Annotated in this window: 17 protein-coding genes; 6 read left to right on the top strand and 11 right to left on the bottom strand. The window is 65.8% G+C overall.

Features of this window, described 5'->3' with window-relative positions; all coding sequences use genetic code 11:
* Positions 1-11 precede the first annotated feature (11 nt).
* Together ABZ803_RS13415 and ABZ803_RS13410 are read right to left on the bottom strand one after the other, a co-directional pair.
* The gene (locus tag ABZ803_RS13415; protein ID WP_357036582.1) at positions 12-140 is read right to left on the bottom strand and encodes a hypothetical protein; all 129 of its coding nucleotides are present in this window, start codon (positions 138-140) and stop codon (positions 12-14) included.
* A 3-nt stretch (positions 141-143) separates the two neighbouring features.
* Positions 144-887, bottom strand: a complete 744-nt coding sequence (locus ABZ803_RS13410) for a GntR family transcriptional regulator (RefSeq protein ID WP_357036579.1) — start codon at positions 885-887, stop codon at positions 144-146.
* Positions 888-1,023: 136 nt separating this feature from the next.
* On the opposite strand from ABZ803_RS13410, the gene ABZ803_RS13405 reads away from it, so the two are divergent.
* Both ABZ803_RS13405 and ABZ803_RS13400 read left to right on the top strand, forming a co-directional pair.
* The gene (locus ABZ803_RS13405; RefSeq protein ID WP_357036576.1) at positions 1,024-1,917 is read left to right on the top strand and encodes an NAD(P)-dependent oxidoreductase; all 894 of its coding nucleotides are present in this window, start codon (positions 1,024-1,026) and stop codon (positions 1,915-1,917) included.
* Entirely contained in the window at positions 1,914-2,393 is a 480-nt protein-coding gene (locus ABZ803_RS13400) for an SRPBCC family protein (RefSeq protein ID WP_357036573.1), read from the top strand. The genes ABZ803_RS13405 and ABZ803_RS13400 overlap by 4 nt, the downstream gene beginning before the upstream one ends.
* A gap of 172 nt (positions 2,394-2,565) precedes the next feature.
* Here the strand turns inward: ABZ803_RS13400 and ABZ803_RS13395 are convergent, their stop codons facing one another.
* The 5 genes from ABZ803_RS13395 to ABZ803_RS13375 all read right to left on the bottom strand — a co-directional run bounded on the left by ABZ803_RS13395 (position 2,566) and on the right by ABZ803_RS13375 (position 7,911).
* On the bottom strand, positions 2,566-3,246 hold the full coding sequence (locus ABZ803_RS13395) for a class II aldolase/adducin family protein (RefSeq protein ID WP_357036570.1): 681 nt from the start codon (positions 3,244-3,246) through the stop codon (positions 2,566-2,568).
* 258 nt (positions 3,247-3,504) lie between these two features.
* Positions 3,505-4,395: a fumarylacetoacetate hydrolase family protein gene (locus ABZ803_RS13390; RefSeq protein ID WP_357036568.1), complete on the bottom strand. Its 891-nt coding sequence runs from the start codon at positions 4,393-4,395 to the stop codon at positions 3,505-3,507.
* Positions 4,396-4,578: 183 nt separating this feature from the next.
* On the bottom strand, positions 4,579-4,992 hold the full coding sequence (locus tag ABZ803_RS13385; RefSeq protein ID WP_357036565.1) for a DoxX family protein: 414 nt from the start codon (positions 4,990-4,992) through the stop codon (positions 4,579-4,581).
* Between the two features lie 251 nt (positions 4,993-5,243).
* Positions 5,244-6,962 carry a CocE/NonD family hydrolase gene (locus ABZ803_RS13380; RefSeq protein WP_357036562.1) on the bottom strand — a complete coding sequence of 573 codons (1,719 nt, stop codon included), beginning with the start codon at positions 6,960-6,962 and terminating at the stop codon, positions 5,244-5,246.
* A 172-nt stretch (positions 6,963-7,134) separates the two neighbouring features.
* Complete coding sequence (locus tag ABZ803_RS13375; protein WP_357036559.1) at positions 7,135-7,911, bottom strand: helix-turn-helix transcriptional regulator; 777 nt, start codon at positions 7,909-7,911, stop codon at positions 7,135-7,137.
* Between the two features lie 7 nt (positions 7,912-7,918).
* Here ABZ803_RS13375 and ABZ803_RS13370 point away from each other — a divergent pair, with 7 nt between their 5' ends.
* Entirely contained in the window at positions 7,919-10,021 is a 2,103-nt protein-coding gene (locus ABZ803_RS13370) for a glycosyl hydrolase 53 family protein (protein ID WP_357036556.1), read from the top strand.
* A gap of 301 nt (positions 10,022-10,322) precedes the next feature.
* Here ABZ803_RS13370 and ABZ803_RS13365 read toward each other — a convergent pair whose 3' ends face one another.
* Positions 10,323-11,165 (bottom strand): alpha/beta hydrolase, encoded by an 843-nt coding sequence (locus ABZ803_RS13365; protein WP_357036553.1) that lies wholly within the window; start codon positions 11,163-11,165, stop codon positions 10,323-10,325.
* Between the two features lie 99 nt (positions 11,166-11,264).
* Here ABZ803_RS13365 and ABZ803_RS13360 point away from each other — a divergent pair, with 99 nt between their 5' ends.
* The gene (locus ABZ803_RS13360) at positions 11,265-11,630 is read left to right on the top strand and encodes a helix-turn-helix domain-containing protein (protein ID WP_357036550.1); all 366 of its coding nucleotides are present in this window, start codon (positions 11,265-11,267) and stop codon (positions 11,628-11,630) included.
* A 289-nt stretch (positions 11,631-11,919) separates the two neighbouring features.
* Positions 11,920-12,051 (top strand): hypothetical protein, encoded by a 132-nt coding sequence (locus ABZ803_RS13355; RefSeq protein WP_357036547.1) that lies wholly within the window; start codon positions 11,920-11,922, stop codon positions 12,049-12,051.
* 474 nt (positions 12,052-12,525) lie between these two features.
* On the opposite strand, the gene ABZ803_RS13350 is transcribed toward ABZ803_RS13355, so the two are convergent.
* The 3 genes from ABZ803_RS13350 to ABZ803_RS13340 all read right to left on the bottom strand — a co-directional run bounded on the left by ABZ803_RS13350 (position 12,526) and on the right by ABZ803_RS13340 (position 22,394).
* Positions 12,526-12,876: a hypothetical protein gene (locus ABZ803_RS13350; protein ID WP_357036545.1), complete on the bottom strand. Its 351-nt coding sequence runs from the start codon at positions 12,874-12,876 to the stop codon at positions 12,526-12,528.
* Positions 12,877-13,006: 130 nt separating this feature from the next.
* A complete protein-coding gene (locus ABZ803_RS13345; RefSeq protein ID WP_357036542.1) occupies positions 13,007-14,689 on the bottom strand; it encodes a DUF885 domain-containing protein in 1,683 nt (560 codons plus the stop codon).
* A gap of 10 nt (positions 14,690-14,699) precedes the next feature.
* Positions 14,700-22,394, bottom strand: coding sequence for an amino acid adenylation domain-containing protein (locus ABZ803_RS13340; protein ID WP_357036539.1), 7,695 nt, complete (start codon positions 22,392-22,394; stop codon positions 14,700-14,702).
* Positions 22,395-22,860: 466 nt separating this feature from the next.
* On the opposite strand from ABZ803_RS13340, the gene ABZ803_RS13335 reads away from it, so the two are divergent.
* Positions 22,861-24,144, top strand: a 1,284-nt coding sequence (locus tag ABZ803_RS13335) for an FxsB family cyclophane-forming radical SAM/SPASM peptide maturase (RefSeq protein ID WP_357036536.1), incomplete at its 3' end; no start/stop codon positions are given.

Here is a 24,144-nt window from a genome sequence, read left to right as displayed (position 1 = left end):
GCCGCCCCACGTCACCACTTCAGCATCGGCAGCGGTGACGTGCGGTAACCACGCAACCGCCGCGCGGGCTGCTGGTGCCACAGCGCGAGCCGGGCCTCGACCTCATCGCGAAGATCATCGGCTTCACGGCGGTTGCTCACCCGTCAGTCCGGAACGCCGACCATCTCCAGGGCCAATGCCACAGCGGTCGGCTGGTAGTCGGGCGAGGTGTCGCTCAATACTTTGAGAGCGGTGTGGGCCAAGTGACTCGCCATGCGGGCTTGGGCCGTGGCCTTGGCGCCCTCCACCAGCGCGGACAGAATCTGCGCGTGTTCGCGATCACCGGCCTTGTGCCAGCTGTTCGGCTCGCCACCCTGGTAGATCCGGATGTACCGGACACACCGGTCGGCCAGTTGACGCAACTGCTTCTGCATGGTGTCACCGGCACCGCAGGTGATCGTGCGGTGGAACGCCGAATGGATGACGAACCAGCGCTCGGTCTCGCCTTCCTCCGCGGCCACGCGCATGGCCGCCAGTTGCTCGGTCGCGTGATCTCGGGCGTCGTCGTCGAAGCTGTCCACTGTCATGGCGACGGCCAGCGACTCCAGCACGACTCGGCTCGCATAGATCTCGTCGAGCTCACGCGGGTCGAGCATGGAGACGCGGGTGCGCTGGTTCGGTTCGATCTCGACCAGACCCTCCTCCTGCAGCATCCGCAGCACCTCGCGCAACGGCGTGCGGCTGACACCGAGCTGCTCGGCCAGCGACACCTGCGAGAGCTTCGTCCCAGGCCGCAGCGTGCCGTCGAGAATCCTTTCGCGCAGGTAGGCATGTACGTACGGGATAGCTTGGCGTGCCTCGGGTAGTTCCACCCTGGTGATGTGCGGGACGAGCACTTTGCGACTCATACCCCTAGCGTAAGCGATGTGTATACATGTTCCTTCTCTTTCGGATACCGCTGGCGTAAACTGCATACAGTTATTGAGTGGTGGCGTCCGCGGAGGCGTCCCTCCCCGCATGAAAACCTGTGAGGACGTGACCAATGTGAGCATTATCGGAGTCATCGGACTGGGCAAGATGGGCCTGCCGATCGCTGAGAACTTGCTGGCCCGGGGGTTCGACGTCGTAGGGTACCGGCGCAGCATCGAGTGTCCCGAGCTCGAGGCCGCGGGCGGCACCGTCGCGTCGTCGCCGGCGGAACTGGCCACCGCGTGCGAGGTCATCGTGTCGATCCTGCCGACCGCGGATGACGTCGAGCGCGTGGTCAGCGGACCCGAGGGCACGCTGTCGACGACGCGCCCCGGAGCGATCCACCTCGAGATGAGCACGATCCCGGTGACGCGCAAGCTCGCACTGATGCGTCAGCTCCAGCATGCCGGGGCCACCATGCTCGACTGTCCGATCAGCGGCAGCCCCGGAATGATCGGCCCGCGGCTGGCCAGGATCTTCGCCTCCGGAGCGGCGGAGGCGATCGATCGAGTCGCCGACATCCTGGACGCCATCTCGGGGCCCTGGATCAGAACCGGCGACTTCGGGACCGGCACCCACCTGAAGTACATCTCCTCCATGCTGGTGGCGACCCATACGGTCGCGGCCGCAGAAGCGATCGTGCTGGCCCGCCGCGACAACTTGGACCTCGAGATGGTCCAGTGCGCCCTGGAGACGTCCATCGCGGGCTCGGCGCTGTTCGAGCAGCGAGGTCCGGTAATGGCGCAACGCTCATGGCTGCCCGCTCCCGGGCCCGTCGCGACGCTGCACGAGATCCTCGACCAGGTCGAGGCGCACCTGCACGATCTCGGTGAGCGTCGGCCGGTGTTCGAGGCGGCCAAAGCGGTCTTCGACCAGGCCTTGGCCGACGGTTGGGGACAACTCGATATAGCCAGCGTGCACGACCAGATCTCCGCCCAGAACGCATTCGCCCAGGAAGTCACCACATGATCTACGTCACTCACCGCCTCCCGGTCAACGAGACCGGCGAACCCACGCTCGATCGGACAGCCGTGTGGCAGGGCCTCGCCATGAAGGCCGCCAACGCGTTGCCCTTCGTGCCGGCCATGTCCCATTGTCTTGTCACCGCTCGTCTCGACGACGACACGTTCGAGCGCGAGATCGAACTGTTCGGCGACCGCTACTCCGAGCGAGTCAGCCTCCAACCGCAACAGCGGGTGATCTTCACGCGCATCTCGGGGCCGGTCCTCGGCACGATCGTCAACGACATCGAGGAAGACGAGGGGGAGCTGTTCCTCCGCTTCAGCTTCGCGCTGGTGCTCGAAGGCGTACAGAGTGGTTCTCCCGAGGAGGCGGCGTACGCCGAGGAAACGACCACGCAGTACATCGCGGCGGTCGGCGCAACGCTCGCGGCCATACGTCGGGTCGCAGGCGGAGAAGCGTCCGTCACGCTGCCCATGAGCTGACGTCCGTACCGTCGGCGACGGCCCCGCGTTCCGGCGCGGGGCCGTGCGCTCCCCGGCGGGCACCGCATACGCCCGAATTCACTTTCACCGCAATCCGGTCCACTCCGGTCGGCATGGCGACGAGATCGCAGTCCAGCGGCGTTGAGCCTTGGGTGGCATACGCGCGTGGGGTTCAATGAGCGGCGCGCGTCGTCGCCGCTTTGCGCAGCAGGTGTGCCCCCAGTCTGGGCAGTAGTTCGTGTTTGACGGCTTGCCATGAGCGAATCTCTTCCGCCGACATGGCGGCGATTGGTGCGTCCCTCGTCTCGAGCCAGACGGTGCACGCGGCGGCAAGCACCGACATGGTGGCGACTGCGGTGGCGGGGTCGGCTGCCATCGTGATCGCGCCGTTGCCACGCAGAATGATCGCGTCCGACACCCCGATCGCCTCGGCGAGTCGACGGCCGCGGTCGGCCTGGCGGACCAGGAGCGCGGAGGGGTACACCGGCACGGAGTCGCCCAGCCAGCATGCCTGGCCGTGGGTCGGGGCGATGCGGTCGGCGAGCATGCCGACGGCCAGCGATGCCGCCGGCTGGGCCCGCGCGATCGCTCCGGTCGCCGGGAAACGGTCGTAGAGGGCCAAATGGGCCCACGCCTCGGCCGGGCATCCGGGTGGCAAAGAGGTCGCGTTCAACAGCACGCGGATGCAGTTCGACGCCTCGACGGTCTCGAGATCCGCGGCAGGTGTGATCACCATGTGGTCGAAGTCCCTGGCGGACACATGCCCGAACGCGTCGACCAGCCCCATGGTGGCCATGGCGCGCGCTGCGTCGGAAACCTGGACTTCGAGGGGTTGGGCGGTGGAAGAGTTCACAGGCATAACTGTATGCACTTTCAGCCCGGGCGCCAAGACCGGGGCGGAAATCGACGCTTCGGGGAGTTCATTCCCGTCGAGCCATCACGCATTCGGACGTACCGGTCGGGGTAGAGCGTGAGCAGCTCCGCGGCGTCGGCCACGCGCAACCTACCGTTCTCGCGCAGAGCGACGAGGAGCGTGAGCACGTTCTCGGCCGAAGAGATCGACTCGTGGGATGGCATGGTCCCTGCCCTCATCGACGATGGACGCCCCTGGTCATGCCGCGACCATTCTGTTCTCCAGTCGACCGAGGCCGTCGATCTCGCTGACGACCAGGTCGCCGGCGTTCAGGAAAGTCTTGCGCGGCAGGCCGACGCCGGCCGGTGTACCGGTCAAGATGACGTCACCCGGCTCGAGGGTCAGCACGCGGCTCGCGGCGGCGATCAACCGCGGCACCGTGATCACCATGTCCGCGGTGGACGCTTCCTGCTTGATCTCCCCGTTGACCGTCAGCCGAAGCGTGAGGTCGTGCGGATCGCCGATCTGCCAGCTGGGCACGAGTCCGGGCCCCAATGGGCACGACCCGTCGAATGCCTTGTGCTGGAACCAGTCCCAGCCGAATGGTGCGAGGACCGCGTCTTTCCTCGGGAACAGTCCCCGGGCGGACAGGTCGTTGGCGACCGTGTAGCCCGCCACGTGATCGAGGGCCGCGCGCTCATCGATATCGCGACCGCCTGCGCCGATGACGACGGCCAACTCGACCTCCCAGTCCACGTCGGCGCGTTTCGGCAGACGCACGTCGTCGTGCGCGCCCCGGACCGTCGTGGTGGGCGGCTTGAGGAAGAAGAAGGGCTCACCGTCCGGATCCGGACGCTGCGTGCCCATCTCCTCCGCGTGTCCGTAGTAGTTCGCCCCGGCGCAGATGACCTTACGGGGGTAGGTGAGAGGTGCGACGAGCTCGACATCCGGCATGACCTCGAGCGCCGAGGGCTGGAAATTCTGGAGCAGGGGCGTGAACTCGGCCCACCGATCGAGAACTTCCAACAGAGTGAGCCCCGCCATCGGCTCCGGCGCCCGACCGACTTCGCCGTCGGCGAGCACGCCGACACTCGGCTGCGCTCGGTTGCTCCCGACGAACTGGACTAGACACCACTGCTGCGACGACATGAAAACCCCTTAGGAATCAAGAACTCTCTAAAGTGCACACACTTTTAGGGCGGATGTCAAGCCGGGCCGTTCGACAGGCTCGCTACTCCGGAACCGGCGTGCGCAATGGCGGTGAAGTGCGGGCACTGCGTCACCTCGAACGGCCGCGACGGTCGGCTCGTAGTCCCGCGTCGGGTACGCGCCTCACGAAACTGCCTGTTGCCCAACCAAAATCAGATACGCGACCGCGACGGCAGCGATCGCGATCGCTGGAATCAGCTGCGCGAACCGGTCGCGAACGCGGAGGTGGCTGATAGCGGCGCCGACCATCAGCGCCACGATGCCCACCGCGGCGAGGGCGCCGACGGCGGGGATCGTCAGCCCCAGGAGTACGCCGATCGCACCGAGTAACTCCAGGACCCCGATACGGCGGAAGGCGTTGACGCTGAATCCGAGGTGCGTCGCGGTGTCGCGTTGGAAGGTGACGGCCAGAGTCATGGTCGCACCGGCCCCTAGCAGAACGATCGCGAGCAAAGCGGCGAGGATGGTTGTTGCGGTCATGGCGACCTCCCTGTTGTCGGTGCGGATTGGTCCCTGGACATCCAGGGCGGTGGGCATAGCTGATCGCTGTCTGCCTCATATGAGGCTCGAATGCAGCCCCTCAGCTCGGGGTGGGGCTGATGCCGACGATCTGGATCTCGCCGAAGTCGACGCCTCCGTCCAGCGGTTCGGCGCGGGCCTGCCTTCAGGTCCGGGGCCGCTGGTCGCAGGCGATAGGGGTGGCTCGAGGTGCTCCCGGCACAGGTGTGCTTCTGCCGTGTCCGGTCGTAGACGAGGGGAGCGCCGGGCGAATTATCGGGCCGTCCTGTTCACTCTCCTTCCAGGATCGGCAGGAGCAGACGTGACCTGGAGTGCACCGTGTTGACGCTCGGGCTGCCAATGGGGGCGTGACTGAACAGCAGCATGGGGCGGAAGTCCTCGCGGCTGTCGTCACTGGTGAGGATGAGCCGGATGCGGTGCCCGCGGCGGAATCGGCGGGCGTTGGCCACCAGCGGGATGCGGTAGTCGACCGGCTCCCCCACAGGGACGGGATCCCACGTTCTCATGGGGAGGACGGGCCTGCCCGTCGCGCTCGCGTCCTCGTCGACGTAGCGCATGCCGGCTCGCAGCCAGCCCTGGGTGACGTCGATGGTTTTGCCGTCCGGTCCGACGTCTTGCAGGAGCAGGATCCATGCCGTGTCTGCTGCACTGCTGGTGGCGGTGAGCCGTAGCTCGGGGTGACCGACCATGTCGAGGTTGCCGAGAAGGGGATCGCTGGTCCAACTCAATTGTGCGGGCATGGCGTTCGCGCCGTCCGTGGCGTAGTCGCGCTCGCCTGGTTGCTCGTCGGCCGTGAGGGAGCCGTCGGGATTGAGCGACATGGCCATGTGTGTCGCAGGCGGGGGCCAGGAGTCGGCGGTGAGCCACCGTTCGGCCCCGGGCAGCCAGTAGCGGATGGCGGGGCCTTCGAGAATGCCGGTGTCGCGCCCCTTGAGCCAGTAGTCGAACCAGGCGAGGGCCTCGATGTGCATGCTCTCCCATGGCCAGGGCAAGCTGTGCTCGCCGAGCATGGTCATGCGCACGTGCGGGTTGTGGGCGAGGGCCTTCCAGGCTTGGAAGAGGCCGGGTAGATGGAGAGGGACGTTGGACCACTCGCCGCCGAGGTAGACGGGGATATCGACGCGGGAGAGCAATTCGGTCAGGTCACGGTCGTCCCACCACGCATCTCGGGTGGGGTGTTCGGTGGCCACCGCGTTCAGCAGGGCCTCCCATGGGTGGGCATCGTGGCGGAAGCGACTGACCAGCCGCAGGCCGAGGGTCGCCTGGACGCCGTCGGTGTGCCTGAACCGGCGGTGGACGGCGGGAATCGCGAGAATTCTGCGCAGGAGACGGGACAGGCCCTTGCGGTAGAGAAGATCGCCGTGGGCGGACAGGACGCCCAGCGCACGGAACCACGGGGTGATGAAAGCCTGGCTCAGCAGGCCGTTGTGGTAAGAGGCTTCCCAGGCCTGGACGGTGACATTGAACGGGAACAGGGCCTTGAGGTGAGGTGGGCGCTGGGTTGCCGCCTCCATCTGGGTCATGGCGTAGTAGCTGATGCCGATCATGCCCACGTTGCCGTCGCACCACGGCTGCCCGGCGACCCACTCGACCAGGTCGAACAGGTCTTGGCGCTCCTGCTCGTCGAAAAAGGTGTAGGTGCCGTCGGAGCCCACTGTGCCACGAAGGTTGGCGATGACATGGGCGTAGCCGCGTGGAACCCAGAAGTCGGTGGTGCCGGCCTCGATGACCGCCGCGGGGGCACCGAGGTCCTGGAGTTGGCGGGGATAGGGTGCCGCCGCGATGAGCGCGGGAAATCTGCCGTCGGCGTCCGGGCGGTGAATATCGGCCAGCAGCCGGGTGCCGTCACGGACCGGGACAGGCACATTGTTCTCGCGGGTCGTCCCGTGGAGAGCGGGGGACAGGTCGCGATACTCGCGACCTGTGGTCTGCGGTCCGTTCAACTGACGCTGACCAGGCTCCGCACCGGCTGCTCTTACCCGAGCCACGGCATCCTCATTTCCACATGTACAGAAATTAACGGCCTAACGGTACGCCCGGCGGCCCGCTACAGGCAAGAGAAATTTCCATACATGCTGAAATATCGGTCGTAGGCGGCCCGAGCGCCGCGAGAGGCATTGACTCGTGAGGCCGCGATGGCCTTCGACGTGTGGCCTATCGCTATCGCTGGTCTCCGGACGCAGGGGGAACGAGACCGAGGGCCTGGGCCTTTCGCAGCGCCGCGATGCGGTCGTGCACACCGAGCTTGCGATAGAGGTTCTCGGTATGTTTCGTGACCGTCGCCGCCTTGATCCCGAGTCGGGTGCCGATGGCATGTGCGGTAAGGCCGTCGCACAGGAGCGCGAGCACCGCCGACTCCCGGGGAGTGATCTTGTACTCCGCGGGATCCGCGCGCATGGTGTGGTGTGCGAAGGCTGCCGCCTCGTGCGCTTCGACCGTGTCGAGCAGCGACCGGGCGAGCACGGCGTATTCGAGATCGCGGTCGCTGAACCCGCCCCCGCTGCGGCTCATGATGACGCCGCGGATCCGGCCGGGTTCGGAACTCAACGGCAACGCCAGCTGGCGGTCGATGCCGATGGCATCCTTTCCTGCCCGGTAGGCCTCACCCTTCCACCAGCGATCGTCGGCTACCTCATCCATCGTCAGCGGGGTTTTGTCTCGCGTCAGCGCATAATGTCGAAGCAGAGGGTGAGACCGCATATGCGCGTGGATCAGTGCGTCAAGCGGTGCCTCGTGTAGCCAGTCCGGCGATCCGGTGAGCGCATGGCCGATTCCTGCCCGCCAGTTCAGGTCGATGAGAACCGCCAAGTCACACGGTAGATCGGCGGTCAAGCGTTCCATCAGCAGCGGCCAGACACAGACCGGCTCCTTTTCGGTGATGATCTGCAACGCGAGATCGTGGATGCGTTTGGCGTCTCCCCCTGGCACAGCCTCCATTCCAGCATTGTGCAGCACCGGTTCCCGGAGATCAGCTCGAGCCGAGAGCGGTATACGAAGTTCTTCGTATACCCGCCTTAGAGCGCCGAACTTATCGTTGGTCTCGGAAGTATCTGGCGGACCGCCCCTTTGGATCGACACGGCGTCGGCCGCATCGAAGGATGGTTCGCCAGAGAAGCGGACTACGAAGCACGTTGCGCCGGAAGCGCGCGGAAGTTTGCCGGGGGAATGCATGCGAACATTTGTCGTCAATCTCGATCGTGATACCGAGCGACTGACCGTGATCTCCGAGAATCTGGCACGTCACGGGATGCTCTTCGAGCGGTGGCCTGCCACCGACGGGCGGACGCTGGATCTCGATCATCCGGAGCGGGGCGAAGCTGTCGAGGGCTTCGGCCGCTGGGCGGCGCTGGAGGCCGCCTGCGGGATCAGTCATATCAGGCTCTGGCGCCATATCGTCGACAACAGGATTCCGTGGACGATCGTGCTCGAGGACGACGCCGAGTTGATCTCTCCGCTACCCCACGACGTCGATGAGTGGGGACTCCCTCCCGACTGTGATCTCGTCTTCCTGAGCAGCAGGGCCGCACCAGGCCGGATCCGCTCGACCAGCGGCAGGTTCTCCTACGCCGACCTGATCGGCGGGGCGGGTACCGAGGGGTATCTCGTCGGACTCGCGGGCGCGGCCAAACTCCTGCAGATCATGACTCCACTCAAGGATCCGCTCGACTTCCAGATGTACGCCCACGTCGAGTCCCTACAGCGACACGATGCGTTCCCTTACTTCTGGAAACTGCCCATCAATCCGGCCGCGGCGCATGTGCGGCTCAACGCCTACCGCCTCGTTCCCGATGTCGTACGCCATACCGGAGCGGAATCCAGTATCGGGAACAGCCGCCATCCCAGAGCCAGATTCTACTGTCGGCTGCTTCTCGGGCTCGACTTCGCCGACGGAGGATACGGATCGGGCGGCTACACGAACATTCGAGCCGAGTTCGCCCGGCATACTCGCGATTTCGCCGCACGACAGCCATCCCGGCACGTCACCGACTTCTTTCACGGAGTCGACCTGTCGCATTGCCCGCGTGGGCGCGCGTACGAGGTCGCGACGACACTCGCCGACCACGGAGTGAACAGCGTTCGCCTGAGCGTTTGGGTCGACGACAACTCGCCGATGAACCTCGAGCACGCCATCGGCTTGGCTCAGGCCGCTCGATCCGCCGGACTCGCGATATGTCTCACTCTGCACTATTCCGACACCTGGGCGGATCCGGGTAAACAGTTCAAGCCGAGGGCGTGGGCATCGATGCCGATCCGGACGCTGATCGAGGAAGTTCGCCGCTACACCGCGCACACCCTCACCGAGTTCCGCCGACATGGCATCCAGCCGGCCATGGTGCAAGTCGGCAACGAGATAACCAACGGGATGTTGTGGGCGGAGCCGGGACAGGATCAACGCAGCGGCGCGCGGCTGCACCCGGAAGACGGCGTCGAGAGCGACTGGAATTCAGCCGATCAATGGGTGATCCTGTCCGAACTCCTGCGCGCGGCGACGATGGGCGTGCGGGAAACGGCCGATTCCACCCTCATCTCTGTTCATCTCGACCGCGGCGCCGACGTCGAGGGCGCCGAGTGGTGGTTGCGATACGCGGACCATTTCGACGTCGACTACGACGCCGTGTCGCTGTCGTTCTATCCACTGGCACATGACGACGCTACGATTTCGCGGCTACGCCAGATCGAATCCCTCTGCGCATCGCGACCGCACAAGAGCGTGTTGATCGGCGAGACAGCGTATCCCTTCAGACCGATCGCGGGGAACGACCGTACCTACACCGACATCGAGCGGGAGTTCTCCTTCGACGAGCGCGGGCAGCACGAATACCTCAGATCCGCTCTGCGATCCATCGGAAACCTGTCGACGGGATGCGGACTGTTCTGGTGGGGAGCATGTTTCATCGACAACAGCGTCGAGCGGTCCGTCGACTACTTCCGTGCCCACGCCCTCTTCGACGCCGATTGGCGCCCTCTTCCTGCGCTCTCTGCCTTCAAGGAGAATCCGGGGTCGAGGGCCGAACACACTCATCGCCGAAGCCGCGGGCCACGGTAGTGCCGTACGCCAGGCCCGACCGGACAGTCACGGGCACAAGCGCTGGATCTAGGCCTCTTCGACGGCTTCGCCGATTTGGTGAGCGACGCGATTGTGCTGGTCCTGCGCCAGCCAGTGACCGGCCGCGGAATTTCTTCAGTTCGGTCCTCGGACCTCGGGATCCGCCAATCGAGTCGAGGTGCGTGTCCTGGAGGCCGCTTGCCAATTCGAGGCCGAAACCGAGTGCTCGGTCGCACGCGATGTGAAGGCTCACACCAGCTGACCCGGGCCCTCCAGTCCCGGAACGTGACTGGCACGGGGGTCACTGGCGTGCCAAGAAGTCGGTGAGCAGCGGGAGCAGTGCCGGTAGCCCGTCTACCGGAACGATGTGGCCGCAGTCGGAGATTACTGCCTCGGTCAGATCGTCGGTGCAGGACCGCAGCTGCCGGGCGAGGGCGTCGCCGACCGGATGTGCCCCGACGGCCAGCGTCGGCATCCGCAATCGGGTTGTGGTGGTGGCGTTCTCGATCTGGCGGGTGCTCTCGGATAGGGCGCGGTAGTGCGCGAAGGCGGCGCGCAAGGCGGCAGAGCCGGTGTAGGCGGTGACGAACGCGGCGCGCAGGTGCGCGGGCACACCGCGGCCGCGCGTGCCCGCGGTCAGAAACCAGTCGATATAGGAGGCCTCGTGCCCGGTGAGCACCGCCTCGGCCAGGTCCGGGACGGCGTGGAAGCCGAACCACCACGGCGGTCCGTCGCGCAGGAAATCCTCAGCCCCGGGTAACCGGCCCAGAATCGCCTCCATGAGCACTAGGCGCCGGACCCGATCCGGGTGATGCGTCGCGGCCAGGAACGCCGGCGCGGCGCCGAGATCGAAACCGACGATATCCGCCCGGGTTTCGCCGAGGGCATCCAGCACGGCGATCGCATCCATGGCCAGATTCCCGGCGTCGTAACCGCCTTCCGGCCGGGAGGTCGCACCTAGACCGCGCAGATCGGGTGCGATCACCCGATGCGTGCCCGCGAGTCTGTCCAGCACCCCCCGCCACACCTGCCAGGTATGCGGAAACCCGTGCAGCAGCAAGACCGCGGGACCCGTTCCGGCGACGGCGACGTTCATGTCGATCCCGTTCGCCGCGACCCTGTGCAGCGCTATGTCTGCGCTCATCTCCACCTCGAGACCGGTAACCATCAGTGACCACATCACGGTAGGTAACCTTGTCGGATCGGCCAAGACGGCACTTTCGATTCAGGTGGTGAGGTCCAGGTGACTACCCGGCGCGGAGATCTGTTCGATCCGGCTTGTCCGACCCGGCAACTGCTGGACCGGATCGGCTCCAAATGGGTGTCGATGGTGGTGAAAATCCTTGCGGCGGCGGATCCGCCCGAGGTGCGCTTCGCCGATCTGCGCCGCCGCCTCCCGGGTATCTCCCAGAAGATGTTGTCGGTCACCCTCGGCCAACTAGTGCGCGACGGTCTGGTCGCCCGCCGCGTCGACCCTACGGTCCCGCCCCAGGTCCACTATCGCCTCACCGAGCTCGGTATGTCCCTGGAAGTTCCGCTCGCAGCTCTACGGGAATGGGCCGAGCAGCACATGCCGTCCATCAACGACAGGCCCCCTGCCGACCGGTGATCCGCTGGGTTGCGGTGGAGCCTGTCCACACACCCGCAGATGCCGGGGCGCGTGCGGGCTGAAGACAGAAGGGGCGAAGTGTGAGCGGCGGAAACGAATCGGTCCGGGGCCAGCGTGCGGACCGGTACGCTCCCCACGGCCGGGTACCCGGTCGCAAGGGGAGGCGCGGCTATGACCCTGTACCGCTAGAGGTATCTCTGCTCGCACTTCGCACTGCGCGGTCGGATGGCACGACGGCCCATACTGCCGGTACCGGCGTCCGGAGCCACGGCCGATCACCCCCGGCGAGATGCGAACGATGCGGTACCTGCGCGAGCTGGAGCAGGCGGGCGTACTCGAGAGGCCGCGCCCGCTGGATCTGCGATGGTTGTGGCTGGCACCGCCCGCCGTAGTGGCCTTCTTCCTCCTCATGCTGCTGTGACCTCGTAGGGTTCCGGTTTTCGACATGAAACCCAGAGCGCGGTCTCGCGGTTCAGCAGTTGAACGGGAAGCACGACCGCGGCTGTGCCGGTGCGAGGGTTGACGGCACCACTGCGGTGTCGGCCGGCCTGTCGGGCGATCCTATGTGGGTGAGGACCAGCACGACCAGCACGAGGATCGGACCGACCACGAGCGCTGCGATGCCCCATAGGATCGGCGTGGGCGATGCACTGCGGTAGCCGTGGTAGTCCGGGGACCGGTAGCGCCCCGGTCGTTGGGGTGCGCGTCGATCGGTGAAACGGACCGACCCCCTCACGTAGCTCCCGCCTACCCGCCCCCTGCGCGAATGCCCCCGCACGGCTTCATACCCCATGACCGTCAGTATGGCGCGAGGATCCGACGACATGCAGCAGTTCTGTCGTACAACGGTCCATCATCATGTGGACCCTGGCGATGTCGGCCGCGGCGCGGGCGCTCATGCGGCGAAGCGGCGCGCGAGGAGCTGATCGAGTACCCGCGGCGGGTACACCACCAACAGCGCTCGCTGGGGTCTGCGGCCGGCAAGACCCGGCTGTGGATGCGGATGCCCGCCCCGCGCCGGACCGGCGCCGGCAGCGACAGGTGCCCACCCCTGGGTGACACCGCAGCGGCCGTAACCAGGGCGGGTGATCACGATCAGTCCGCCCGCGATCCGCCACGACAGCAGATCCCCAGGCCGCCAGTCAAACGCCGTCAGCACGGCCTTGTCGACCACGCGGCCGTTGGAACCACCCGGGCGGATGCTGTGTACCGCCGTGCGCGCGGGAGGTTGCTCGACATTGCTCAAAGGCAAGCCGGGCGCACGCGAGACCGCCCGATTGCCCACGGGCTGGTCGACCGCGGCGAAGGGCGGGAGGACCGGCAGTAGTCTCGGTCACAATTTCACCCCCACTGTGAGTCGTGGGTGTTGTATATGGTCAGTCCTGATGAGCGAGTTGGGCGCGGAGTGTGTCCAGGCCCATGCCGCCGAGTTCGAGCGCGCGGGTGTGAAAGTCTTTCAGGTCGAACGCTTGCCCGGCGCGCTGACGGGCTTCGTCGCGGGCGGTGAGCCAGAGTCGTTCGCCGAGCTTGTAGGCGGGTGCTTGGCCCGGCCATCCGAGGTAGCGGTCGATCTCGTCGCGGGCCTCGGCTGGGTCGAGGACGGTGCGGGTCAATAGGAATTCCGCGCCGAGGTCCGGTGTCCACCGTTTGCCGGGGTGGAAGCCGGCACCAGCGGGGATCTTCAGCTGCAGGTGCATCCCGATATCGACGATCACCCGTGCGGCGCGGAACAGTTGTTGTGCGAGCATGCCGAACAGATCGCCGTCGTCGCTGAGGTATCCGAGGTCGCGCATGAGGCGCTCGGCGTAGAGTGCCCAGCCTTCACCGTGCCCGGCGGTGAACGACAACATGCGCTGGTAGGTGTTGAGCGATGCGCCTTGGGCGACCGCTGTCGCGACCTGCAGATGATGTCCGGGTACTCCCTCGTGGTACACGGTGGAGACCTCGCGCCAGGTGGCGAATTCGGTCTTGTCCGGGGCTACCGACCACCACATCCGGCCGGGTCGCCGGAAGTCCGCGCTGGGCCCGGTGTAGTAGGCGCCCAGAGTCCCACCGGGCGGCGCGATCGTGCATTCCAACCGCATCAACGCATCGGGGATATCGAAGTGTGTGCCGCGCAACGATGTCAATGCCCGGTCCGACAGGTGTTGCATCCAGGCTTCGAACTCGCTGCGCCCGTGTACCCGGTAGCGGGCGTCCGCGTCGAGGGCCGTGGCGGTTTCGGCGAGCGTCGCGCCCGGGGCGATCCGGGCGGCGACCGATGCCATGTCGGCCTCGAGTCGTGCGAATTCGTCCCAGCCCCACTCGTAGGCTTCCCGCAGATCGACCGTGCTGCCGAGATGGTATCGGGACCAGAGCCGATACACCTGCTCGCCAACGGCGTCAGCGGCCGGTGCCAGCGGTCCCAGCTCGTTGCGCAGGAAGCCGGCCAGGTCGGCATACGCGTGTTCGGCCGCGCGTGCGGCTTGCCGTAATCGCTGCGCCGGCGCGCCGTGCACACGATCGGCGGCGGCGACGAATGTGGAAAAGAACCCTGCCCCACCGCGCAGTCCCGCCCAGATTTCCGCCTGCTCGGCGGTCTTGGTGATCTGCCGTTGTGCGGATACCTGTCCGCGCTGGGCGGCGCTCAGCAACGAGGCATTCAGGCCCTGCAGCGTGCCGGGAATCTTCGCCAGTCTTGTGGCGACGAGCGACCAGTCCTCGGCGGTGCTGGTGTCCATCAGATCGAACACCATCCGAATGTCCTGTACCGGGCTGGAGATCACGTTCAGCGCCGCCGCCCGCAGGCCGGCCTCGAGTATCTCGATCTCGAGTCCGACACGGTCGCAGAACACGGCTTTCGCGACCCGCTCACCGTCGTCGGCAGGCTCGGCGGCCAGCACATCGCGCAACGCCGCGCGGTAGATGTCCGCGCGCAGATCATGGCCGGCGGGCGAATAATCAGTGAGACAGTCCTGATCTCCGGTGAGCCCGAACATCGCGGCCGCCACCGGATCGGCAGCCGCATACTCGGTGACGAACCGGTCACAGATCTGATGGACACTCTCGCCTGATGCCATGCGGCGCACGCTACCGCCCGTCCGCTGGGCCGGGCACTGACGGCGTTGTGCCCACGATCGAATCGAGGGTGCCCGATATATCGAGATCATCGATGGTGACGGCGGGATCGCGGGTAACCGTACAAAGTATCCGCAGGTACCGGGCGATGACCGTATCGATCGTCGAACGATGGAAGAGGTCCGTCGCGTATTCGAGGGTCACGGGATACCCGTCGGCCGGTTCGGGGCTGTCGGTGATGAAGAAAATGAGGTCCGACCGCGAAATCCCGAGCGATACGGGATAGCCGGTGACCTGTAAACCAGGGAAGCGGACGGCCGGGAAGACGTGACTCTGGAATACCAGTGTTACTGGTAGCACGGAGGTCAGCAGTCGATCGAATGCGCCGGATCCGTCCGGATCGAGTAGTTCGACGAGATGTTGCAGCGGAAGATCCTGATGGGCGTATGCCGCCAGGGCCTTTTCTCTCACTGCGGCGAGTAGTTCAGCGAATGAAGCCGGCCCCTGGACGGAGACGCGGAGAATCCACGAAGTGTGGAAGAATCCGATGAGGTCGGTGAGGGCGTCGTCGACGCGGCCCGCGATCGGAGAGGCCATCGAGATGTCGTCACCTCCGCCGAGTTGGCCGAGCAGCACCACCAGGGCGGCCTGGAGCACCATCGGTGCGGTGGCCCCGTGAAGACGTGCGATTCGCTGTATTCCAGCGCGGGTTCGGCTGTCGATTGTGAACTCTGCCGTGCTGCTGGGATGGCTGGGCCTCGCTCGACGCGGCAGGTCGGTCGGTAGTAGGCGATCAGTGGGGAGCCCGGCGAGTTCTCGCTTCCAATAACGGGATTGGCGGGAGAACTCACTCTCGGGATCGCTGGGGTCGCCCAGAAGCTGGTTGTGCCATTGGGCGTAGTCGGCGTATTGGACCGGCAGCGGGGTCCATCGGGGTTCGGTGTGGCTCCGACGTGCGGTGTACGCGTGCGCCAGGTCACGGCCGAGCGGATGCAGGGACCATCCGTCGGCGGCGATGTGGTGAAGAACCAGCAGAACCACGTGTTCGTCCGTACCAGTGCGCAGTATCGCCGCGCGAAAGGGTATATCGGTTGCGAGATCGAATGGGTGCCGGGCGAGTTCGTCGACGATTCGTGCTGCGTCGGTCGCGTCCACCGGCGAACCGGAGGTGATGGTGATCGGGCAGTCGGCGGGGTCGTGGATGTGCTGGTAGGGCTGCCCGGTGGGGGTCTGTCGGATAGTGGTGCGCAGAATCTCGTGGCGCACCACGAGGTCGTGTATCGCGTCGGTGAGCGCGGTTGTGTCGAGGGGGCCGGTCAAGCGCACGGCGAGTGGCATGTTGTAGTTCGCCGAGGGGCCTTCGATGCGGTGGATGAGCCGAAGGCGTTCCTGGTTGGCCGACAGTGGGGGCCGCGCCGGCCGCTCCTGTGGGGTGAGGGACGGGCGTGGGGTGATGGTGTTGTCGAGGTGGGTGGTGAGTTGGGCGACGGTGGGGTTGTCGAAGATGGTGCGGAGGGGGATTTCGGTGCCGAGGGTGGTGCGGATCAGGGAGGCAAGGCGCGTGGCGCGCAGCGAGTGGCCGCCGAGATGGAAGAAATCGTCGTCGATGCCCACTGCGGGGATGTCCAGTATTTCGGCGAAGAGGCCGGTGAGTAGGCGTTCGCGGGCGGTGCGGGGGGCGCGGTACGCGGTGGTGGGGGTGCGAGTGGGTTCGGGCAGGGCGTTGCGGTCGAGTTTGCCGTTGGGGGTGAGCGGGAGATTCTCGAGTGTGACGATTGTCGTCGGGACCATGTAACGGGGTAGTAGCGATGCCGCGAATCGGCGTATCTCGTCGAGGTCGGGATCGGCTGCGGTGTCGGTGACGATGTAGGCGGTCAACTGTGTGTCGCTGGTGTTGTCACCGTGGGTGTGGGCGAGTACTACGGCGTGAGTGATATCGGGATGGCGGGTGAGTGTGTTCTCGATGTCGCCGGGTTCGATGCGGAAGCCGCGGATCTTGATCTGGTCATCGGTGCGGCCGAGGTATTCGAGTGCGCCGTCGGGGCGCCGGCGGGCGAGGTCTCCGGTGCGGTACATGCGTTCGCCTCGACTGAATGGATCGGCGACGAACCGTAGCGCGGTCGGTCCGGGCCGATTGTGATAGCCGCGAGCGAGCTGGGCGCCGGCCACATAGAGTTCGCCGGCGACTCCGGTCGGTACCGGCTGTAGCCACGAATCCAGCACCAAAACCCAGGTATTGGCCAGCGGATGCCCGATCGGTATCGGGCGATCGGGCGCGTCATCGGCGGTGAGTCGGAATATTGTCGCGAGAACCGTTGTCTCCGTCGGGCCGTAGCCGTTGAAGATGCGAACGCCGGGTAGGGCGGCCCGGCTCTGTTCGACGATTCCGCGCGGGAGGGGCTCTCCGGCGAAAATAATTGTTTCGGTGATGCTTTCGCTGTCCAATTCGTCGACCACCGCGGTGAACGCCGTAGGCACCGTGCTGACGATGCTTCCGCGCGAGTGGTTCTTCCGCAGCTCGAGAATGTTTTCGACGAGTTCTATGGATGCGCCGGAGCACAGGGCGGCGAATATCTCGAAAAACGAGACGTCGAACGCCGCGGATGTACTTGCCACGATCCGGGTATCGGCTGTAATGCCCACTGCGGACGAAAGTTCGGCGATGAGGTTGGTGGTGTTGGCGTGGGTGATGGTGACGGCTTTGGGTCTTCCGGTGGTGCCGGAGGTGTAGATGAGGTAGGCGGGGTTGTGCGGGAGGGGTGGATTGTGGGTTGTGGGTGGGGTGGGCGTGCGGAGATGCCGGGCGTGGAGGTGGAGGCGAGGTGTGCTGGTCGGAGGTAGTGGGGTGGTGGTGTCCGTGAGGATCAGCGTGGGTCGGGCGTCGGTGATGATGTCGGCGAGCCGGGCCGGTGGGTGAGTGGGGTCGAGGGGTAGGTATGCGGCGCCGGTTTTCAGGACGGCGAGCATGGCGATGATGAGGTCGGAGGTGCGGGGCATAGCGATGGCGATGATGGTTTCTGGCTGTGCGTTGTGGGTCGTGAGGTGGTAGGCGAGGTTGGTGGCCCGGGTGTCGAGTTCGCTGTAGGTGAGGGTGCTGGTGCCGGTGTGGATGGCGATGTTGCCGGGAGTGTTTCGGATTCGGGCGTGGAGTAGGTCGACCAGGGTGGTGGGGTCGGTGTGGGTCTCGGGGGTGTGGTGGAGTCGGCGGAGCTCATCGGCGGTGAGCAGGCCGAGGCGGCCGACGGCGACGGTCGGATTGCTCGCCGCAGCGTGGAGGAGCTGCTCGTATCGCGCGATCAGGGTCTTGATCGTGGCGTCGTCGAACAGGGCGGTGGCGTATTCGATGGTGATCGGGTAGCCGTCGGTGGGGTTCGAGGCATTGACGATCGTGAACGAGATGTCGACACGGGAGGTACCGCTGGTCATGGGCCGTGGAGTGGCGCGAAGATCCGGCAGTGTGAGGGTGGGTGGCGGTTCGTTGAGGAAGGTGAACAGGACCTGGAAGAGGGGATGGTGTGCGGCTGTGCGGGTGGGGTTCAGCTGTTCGACGATCTGGTCGAAGGGCGCGTCCTGGTTGGCGTATGCCGCGAGCGCCTTCTGCTTGACCTGTGCCAGTAGCTCGGTGAACGGCGCGTCAGGGGCGATGATGGTGCGCAGAACCCAGGTGTTGACGAAGAATCCGACCAGGTCGCTGAGCGCTTCGTCGGTGCGGCCGGCGATAGATGAACCGATGGGGATGTCGCGGCCCGCGCCGTACTTGTTCAGCAGGAGGGCCAGCGCGGCCTGCAACACCATGGCCGGAGTCGCGTTGCCCTCCCGGGCGAGTTGTTCGACGGCGAGACGAATGTCGGGTCCGATATGGAACGTCGCGGTGGTGCCCCGGTGATCGGCCGCGCGTGGGCGTGGTCGGTCGGTGGGGAGAGGGAGCAGATCCGGGAGCCCTGTCAGTTCGGCAGTCCAGTATCGAAGTTGTCGTGAAAGTAGGCTGTCGGGGTCGTCGATGGAGCCGAGTAGTCGGTTATGCCAAAGGGCGTAGTCGGCATAGTGGACCGGCAGCGGCGTCCACACGGGTTCGCGGCCGTCGCGGCGGGCCCGGTACGCGCTGGTCAGATCTTGTATCAGCGGAACCATCGACCAGCCGTCGCCCGCGATGTGGTGCAGTACCAGGGCGACGGTGTGGTCGTGATCGTCGTGCCGAAAGATCGAGGCCCGCAACGGAATATCGGACCACAGCTCGAAGCGATGGCTCGCCAGTTCGGCCAGTGCGGCCGTGGTGTCGGCCTCGGAGGTACTGCGATGGACTTCGATGGGAATGTGCAGATCGTCGGGATCCAGGATGCGCTGGTGGGGTGTTCCGTCGGCGTCGGCGTATACCGTGCGCAGAGTCTCGTGCCGGGCGACGACATCGGCGACGGCGGTGGTGAGCGCGGCGAGGTCGAGTGGCCCGTTCATCCGCACGGCCATCGGCATGTTGTAGGTGGCCGATGGGCCTTCCGAGCGGTGCAGGAACCACAGACGTCGTTGAGCGGAAGACAACGGCACCACCGCTGGCCGCCGCTGTGGTGTGAGGGGGGTGCGCGGGGTGGTGGTGTTGTCGAGGTGGGTGGCGAGTTGGGCGATGGTGGGGTTGTCGAAGATGGTGCGGAGGGGAATCTCGACGCCGAGCGCGGCGCGGATACGGGAGGAGAGGCGGGTTGCGGAGAGGGAGTGGCCGCCGAGTTGGAAGAAGTCGTCGTCGATGCTCACCTCGGGCAGGCCGAGGACATCGCTGAACAGATCGGCCAGTGTCTCTTCCTGGGCGGTACCGGGTTTGCGGTATGGGACCGTGGATCGGATCTGCGGTGCCGGTAGGGCGCCGCGGTCGAGTTTGCCGTTGGCGGTGAGCGGGAGGTTGCCGAGTGGTATCAGCGCCGTCGGCACCATGACGTCCGGCAGTTGTGCCGCGAGGAATTCGCGGACTTCCTGGATGTCCACGGTGGCCGCCGGGTCGGTTACCAGGTAGCCGACGAGTCGGGTGTCGCTGGTGTCGTCGCTGTGGGTGTGGGCGAGGACGACGGCCTGGGTGATGCCGGGATGGCGGGTGAGGGTGGCTTCGATTTCGCCGGGCTCGATGCGGAAGCCGCGGACTTTGATCTGGTCGTCGACGCGGCCGAGGTATTCGAGCATGCCATCCGGGCGCCAGCGGGCAAGATCGCCGGTGCGGTACATGCGTTCGCCCGGGGCGAAGGGGTTGGCCACGAATCGGGCCGCGGTCGATCCCGGCTGTCCGTGATAGCCGCGGGCGAGCTGACCACCGGCCACATAGAGTTCACCGGGCGCGGCCGGAGGAACGGGTTGCAGCCAGGGATCGAGGAGGAAGGCGTGGGTGCCGGCGACCGGTGTGCCGATGGGTATCCGATCGGGCACGGGGTCGGCCGGGGTGAGTGCGGCGGTGGTGACGTAGACGGTTGTCTCGGTGGGTCCGTATCCGTTGACGATGTGAGCGTCGGGGAGCCTGGAAAGGGTCCGACGGACGAGCGCGCCGGTCAGCGGCTCACCGATGAACACGACGGTATGCGGCGTGAGAGTCGCTGGAGCATCGATAATTGCGGCAAACGCGGAGGGGACGGTGCTGACCAGTTCCCCGGCGGTCCCGGGGCGCCGGGTGAGTTCGAGGATGTTGCCGATCAGGTCCACGGTGCCACCGGTGGCGATCGTGGTCAGGATCTCGAACACCGAAACGTCGAATCCGGCGGAGGTGGCCGCGACGACTCGACCCGGGCCCGGCGGTCGAAGTGCCGCGGCGGCGGCAATGTGGGTCGCGAGGTTCCGGTGAGTGATGGCGACGCCCTTCGCGGCGCCGGTGGTCCCGGAGGTGTAGATGAGATACGCGAGGTTGTCGGGGTGGACGCGGACCCCGGCGTCGGGCTCTGTTGCGTCTGCGTCTGCTGCGGTGGAGTCGAGGCGGACTTGGGGTATCGCGGTGGGGGGCAGCGTGATGGTGCTGTCGGTGACAATGAGCTCCGGTCGGGCATCGGCGATGATGCGGATCAGCCGAGCTGGTGGATGGGTGGGGTCGAGGGGGAGGTAGGCGGCGCCGATTTTGAGCACGGCGAGCATCGCGATGACAAGATCGGGGGTTCGGGGCAAAGCGATGGCAACGATCGAGTCGGCACCGAGGGCCGTGGTCGTGGAGCCGATCAGGCGGCGGGCGAGCCGGGAGCTACAAGTGTCGAGTTCGGCGTAGTCGAGGTGTTGATCGCCGCATATCAATGCCGTTGCGCCCGGAACCTTCCGGACATGGGTCGCAAACAACTCCAGCATGGTCGGGCCGATGTTCCCGGCGTCCGTAGCGGCTGCCGCCCCGCTCTGGACACGCAGAATCCGATCACGCTCGTCGGGGGTGAGCACCGAAAACCGTCGTACTGCCTCGCCCGGATCCGTTGCGGCGAGGGCATTCAGCAGCCCCAGAAACCGTCGATGATGTCCGGCCGCGGTATCGGCCTCGTAGCGGTCCGCGTTGACGACAAGGTCGATACGTGTGCGGCTCGGAGTTCTCGGCAGGTCGTAGATGTCGAATGCCGCGTCCTGAACCAGTCCCGCCGAAACACTGTGTGCCGCAGCGCGATGGCCACCGAATTCGAAATTCTCCAAAGATGACATGAAATTGAGCTGGAGTCCGGCAGAGTTTTCTACCCCGGTCGCGGCCCGCAGCTCGCGGGTAATGCTCTCGCCGCGATACCGATGATGCCGAACAACAGCGGATACTTCTCTGCCGACGGCGAGTAATAGTTCCGATATCGGCCCATCGGGATGAACTTCGATGCGCAGCGGAACCATATTCGCGACCGTGGCCGGCATTCGACGCAATACGCCGGATGCCCGCGCCGATACGGGAAGTTGAAGGAGCATCTCACAGCGGCCCGTCAGCTTGTGCACGTAGAGTGCCGCGGCGGCGATGAATACAGTCGACAGTCGAATACCGAGTTCTGCGGCTGAACGTTGCAGTGCGGCGACGGTATCGGTATCGAGGTAGCCGGTGTGGCGGATTACGGAGGAGACCGGGCTACGCGTATTGCGATCCGCCAGTGTGGCAGGCTCCGGGCAGCCGGCGAGGCGGCCTCGCCAATAGTCGCGGTCCGCACGGTATCGATCCGAGTTCCGATACATGTTCTCGGCATCGACCAGCGCGGCAAGCGACTCGAATCGTGACGGGGACGGCAACCGGCCGGCCGAATATGCGGAATAGAGGTCCGCGACGCGCTGAGCGATGAGGGTATAGCCCACACCGTCCATGACGATGTGGTGATACCCCTGATACCAGGCATTGCGATCGGCCGCGAGCTTGAACAGCGCAAATGTGACGAGGCCACCAACTTCCGGCCGCCGTGGATCGGAAAGCTCCGATCGCATCCAGTCTTCGGCGCGGCCGATCGGATCCGGATCGGTGCTGAAGTCGAACACCTGCAGAGTTCTCGCCGGCCGATCCGCGACGTACTGATACAGCGTGTGATCGGGCTGGGCGAATCGGGTGCGGAGCGACTCGGCTTCACACATCACCTGCCGGCATGCGCGGTCCATGAGCGTGGGATCGATCGGTCCGTCGATGAGGAAGTAGCCACCGAACCGATGGATCAGCGAGGACGGATGCAGCTGGTGCGTCAGCCAGATCTCCTGTTGCGCTTGAGTTGTCGGTAGCCGCGTACCGGACGCAGTGCCGTTGTTCATGCTCGCGCTCTCTCGATGCCTCGCCGGGCGGCCCGTGACTTCCTCAGTGGCACAGTGGTATCCATTCCTGCCTACGAACTTCGACCTGACCGAGCCGACGTGGGTGCTCGCTGCGACTGCACGGGCCATCCAATGGCTAGCACGCGGAAACGGTGCACCGCAACGATTCCCATCGCTGGCGAAGTTCGCGCCGTTCAGCTCGATAACCTCGTAGAAGGCCGCCGCGGCCAGTTCGATTCGGCCTGGTTGTCGAGAGTGACGCGGCCGGATTGGAGAACGATCATGAACGCAACGACGGGGAGTATCGCGTCCGCGGTATCGGACCTTCGGGCGACTCCGCTCGGTCAGCTGTCGGGCCAGAGCCTGTCCGACCTGATGAAGAACCTCAGCAACTCATCGGTTACGACCCTCTCCTTCAGCTCCAGGGTCTGATAGTCCGACGGAGCGAGCGAAGGCCGACTGAACCATGCACCCGAATTATGAACCGCTTCCTTTCCGGCAGTACGTGATAAAAGTGCACAGTCGGTGCGATCTGGCGTGCGACCACTGTTATATGTACGAGCACGCCGACCAGTCCTGGCGCGGCCGCCCCATGGAGTTCGCTCCGGAGACTGCCGCCCAGGTCGGGTTCCGCATCGCCGAGCATGCCGCGGGCCATGCGCTGCGGCGTGTCTCGCTCGTTCTGCACGGTGGCGAGCCCTTGTTGCTCGGTCCGGCCCGTACCAGGGAGACACTGGCTACGCTGACGGCGGCGATCGCCCCGGTCGCCGAGCCGGACCTCTACATCCACACCAACGGGGTACGGCTGGATGAAGAGTTTCTCGATCTCTTCGTGGAATACAATGTCCGCGTCGGTGTCTCGCTGGACGGCGACCGCGCCGCGAACGACCGTCATCGTCTCTACCGCAACGGGCGCAGTAGCTACGACAAGGTGCTCGCTGGTCTGGAGTTGCTGCGAAAGCCACAGTACCGGCAGCTGTACACCGGCCTGCTGTGTACCGTGGACATCGCAAACGACCCGGCGGCCGTGTATCGAGGCTTGCTCGAACAAGAGCCTCCCGCGCTGGATCTTCTACTTCCGCATTCCAATTGGGAACACCAGCCGCCCGGTCTGCGCGCGCCGCGCGACCCCGACGACCCGACTCGCGGCGGCGGTGAGTATTCCGACTGGCTGATCGCGATGTTCGAGGCGTGGAACGCCGATGGACGGCCGGTGCCGTTACGCACCTTCGATTCGCTGCTGGCAGCGATGTACGGACGGCCCAGTGGCGCGGAGTCGTTCGGGCTGGATCCGGTCGACCTCCTGGTCATCGAGACCGACGGCACATTGGAACAGGTCGATTCGTTGAAGACGGCGTATCCCGGCGCGGCGGCCACCGGCCTGGATGTCTGGCGCAACAGCCTCGACGAGGCGGCCGCGATTCCGGGAATCACCGTGCGCCAGCAAGGCGTCGACGGCATCGGCGAAACATGCCGGTCCTGCACGCTGGTGCAGGTCTGTGGCGGTGGCTTCTACCCGGATCGATACCGGCCGGGCGCCGGTTTCGACAACCCCTCGGTGTATTGCGCGGATCTCAAGGAGTTGATCGAGTACATGGCGAAGACAGAAGCCGACGCAGGTCGGGGTGGTGCGCAGACAGCGGCTCGGGATTCCGCGGCGTCGGCGCACAGTTTGTCGGATGAGCAGTTCGCTCGGTTGGGGGCTGGTTTCGGGGATGCTGCGGCGGTGAGTTGGTTGGGGGCGGCGCAG

This window comes from Nocardia sp. NPDC047648, assembly GCF_040642815.1.
Taxonomy (GTDB): Bacteria; Actinomycetota; Actinomycetes; order Mycobacteriales; family Mycobacteriaceae; genus Nocardia; species Nocardia gamkensis.
Note: the sequence above shows the minus strand (reverse complement) of the source record. Positions and strands in the feature narration are given on the sequence as shown.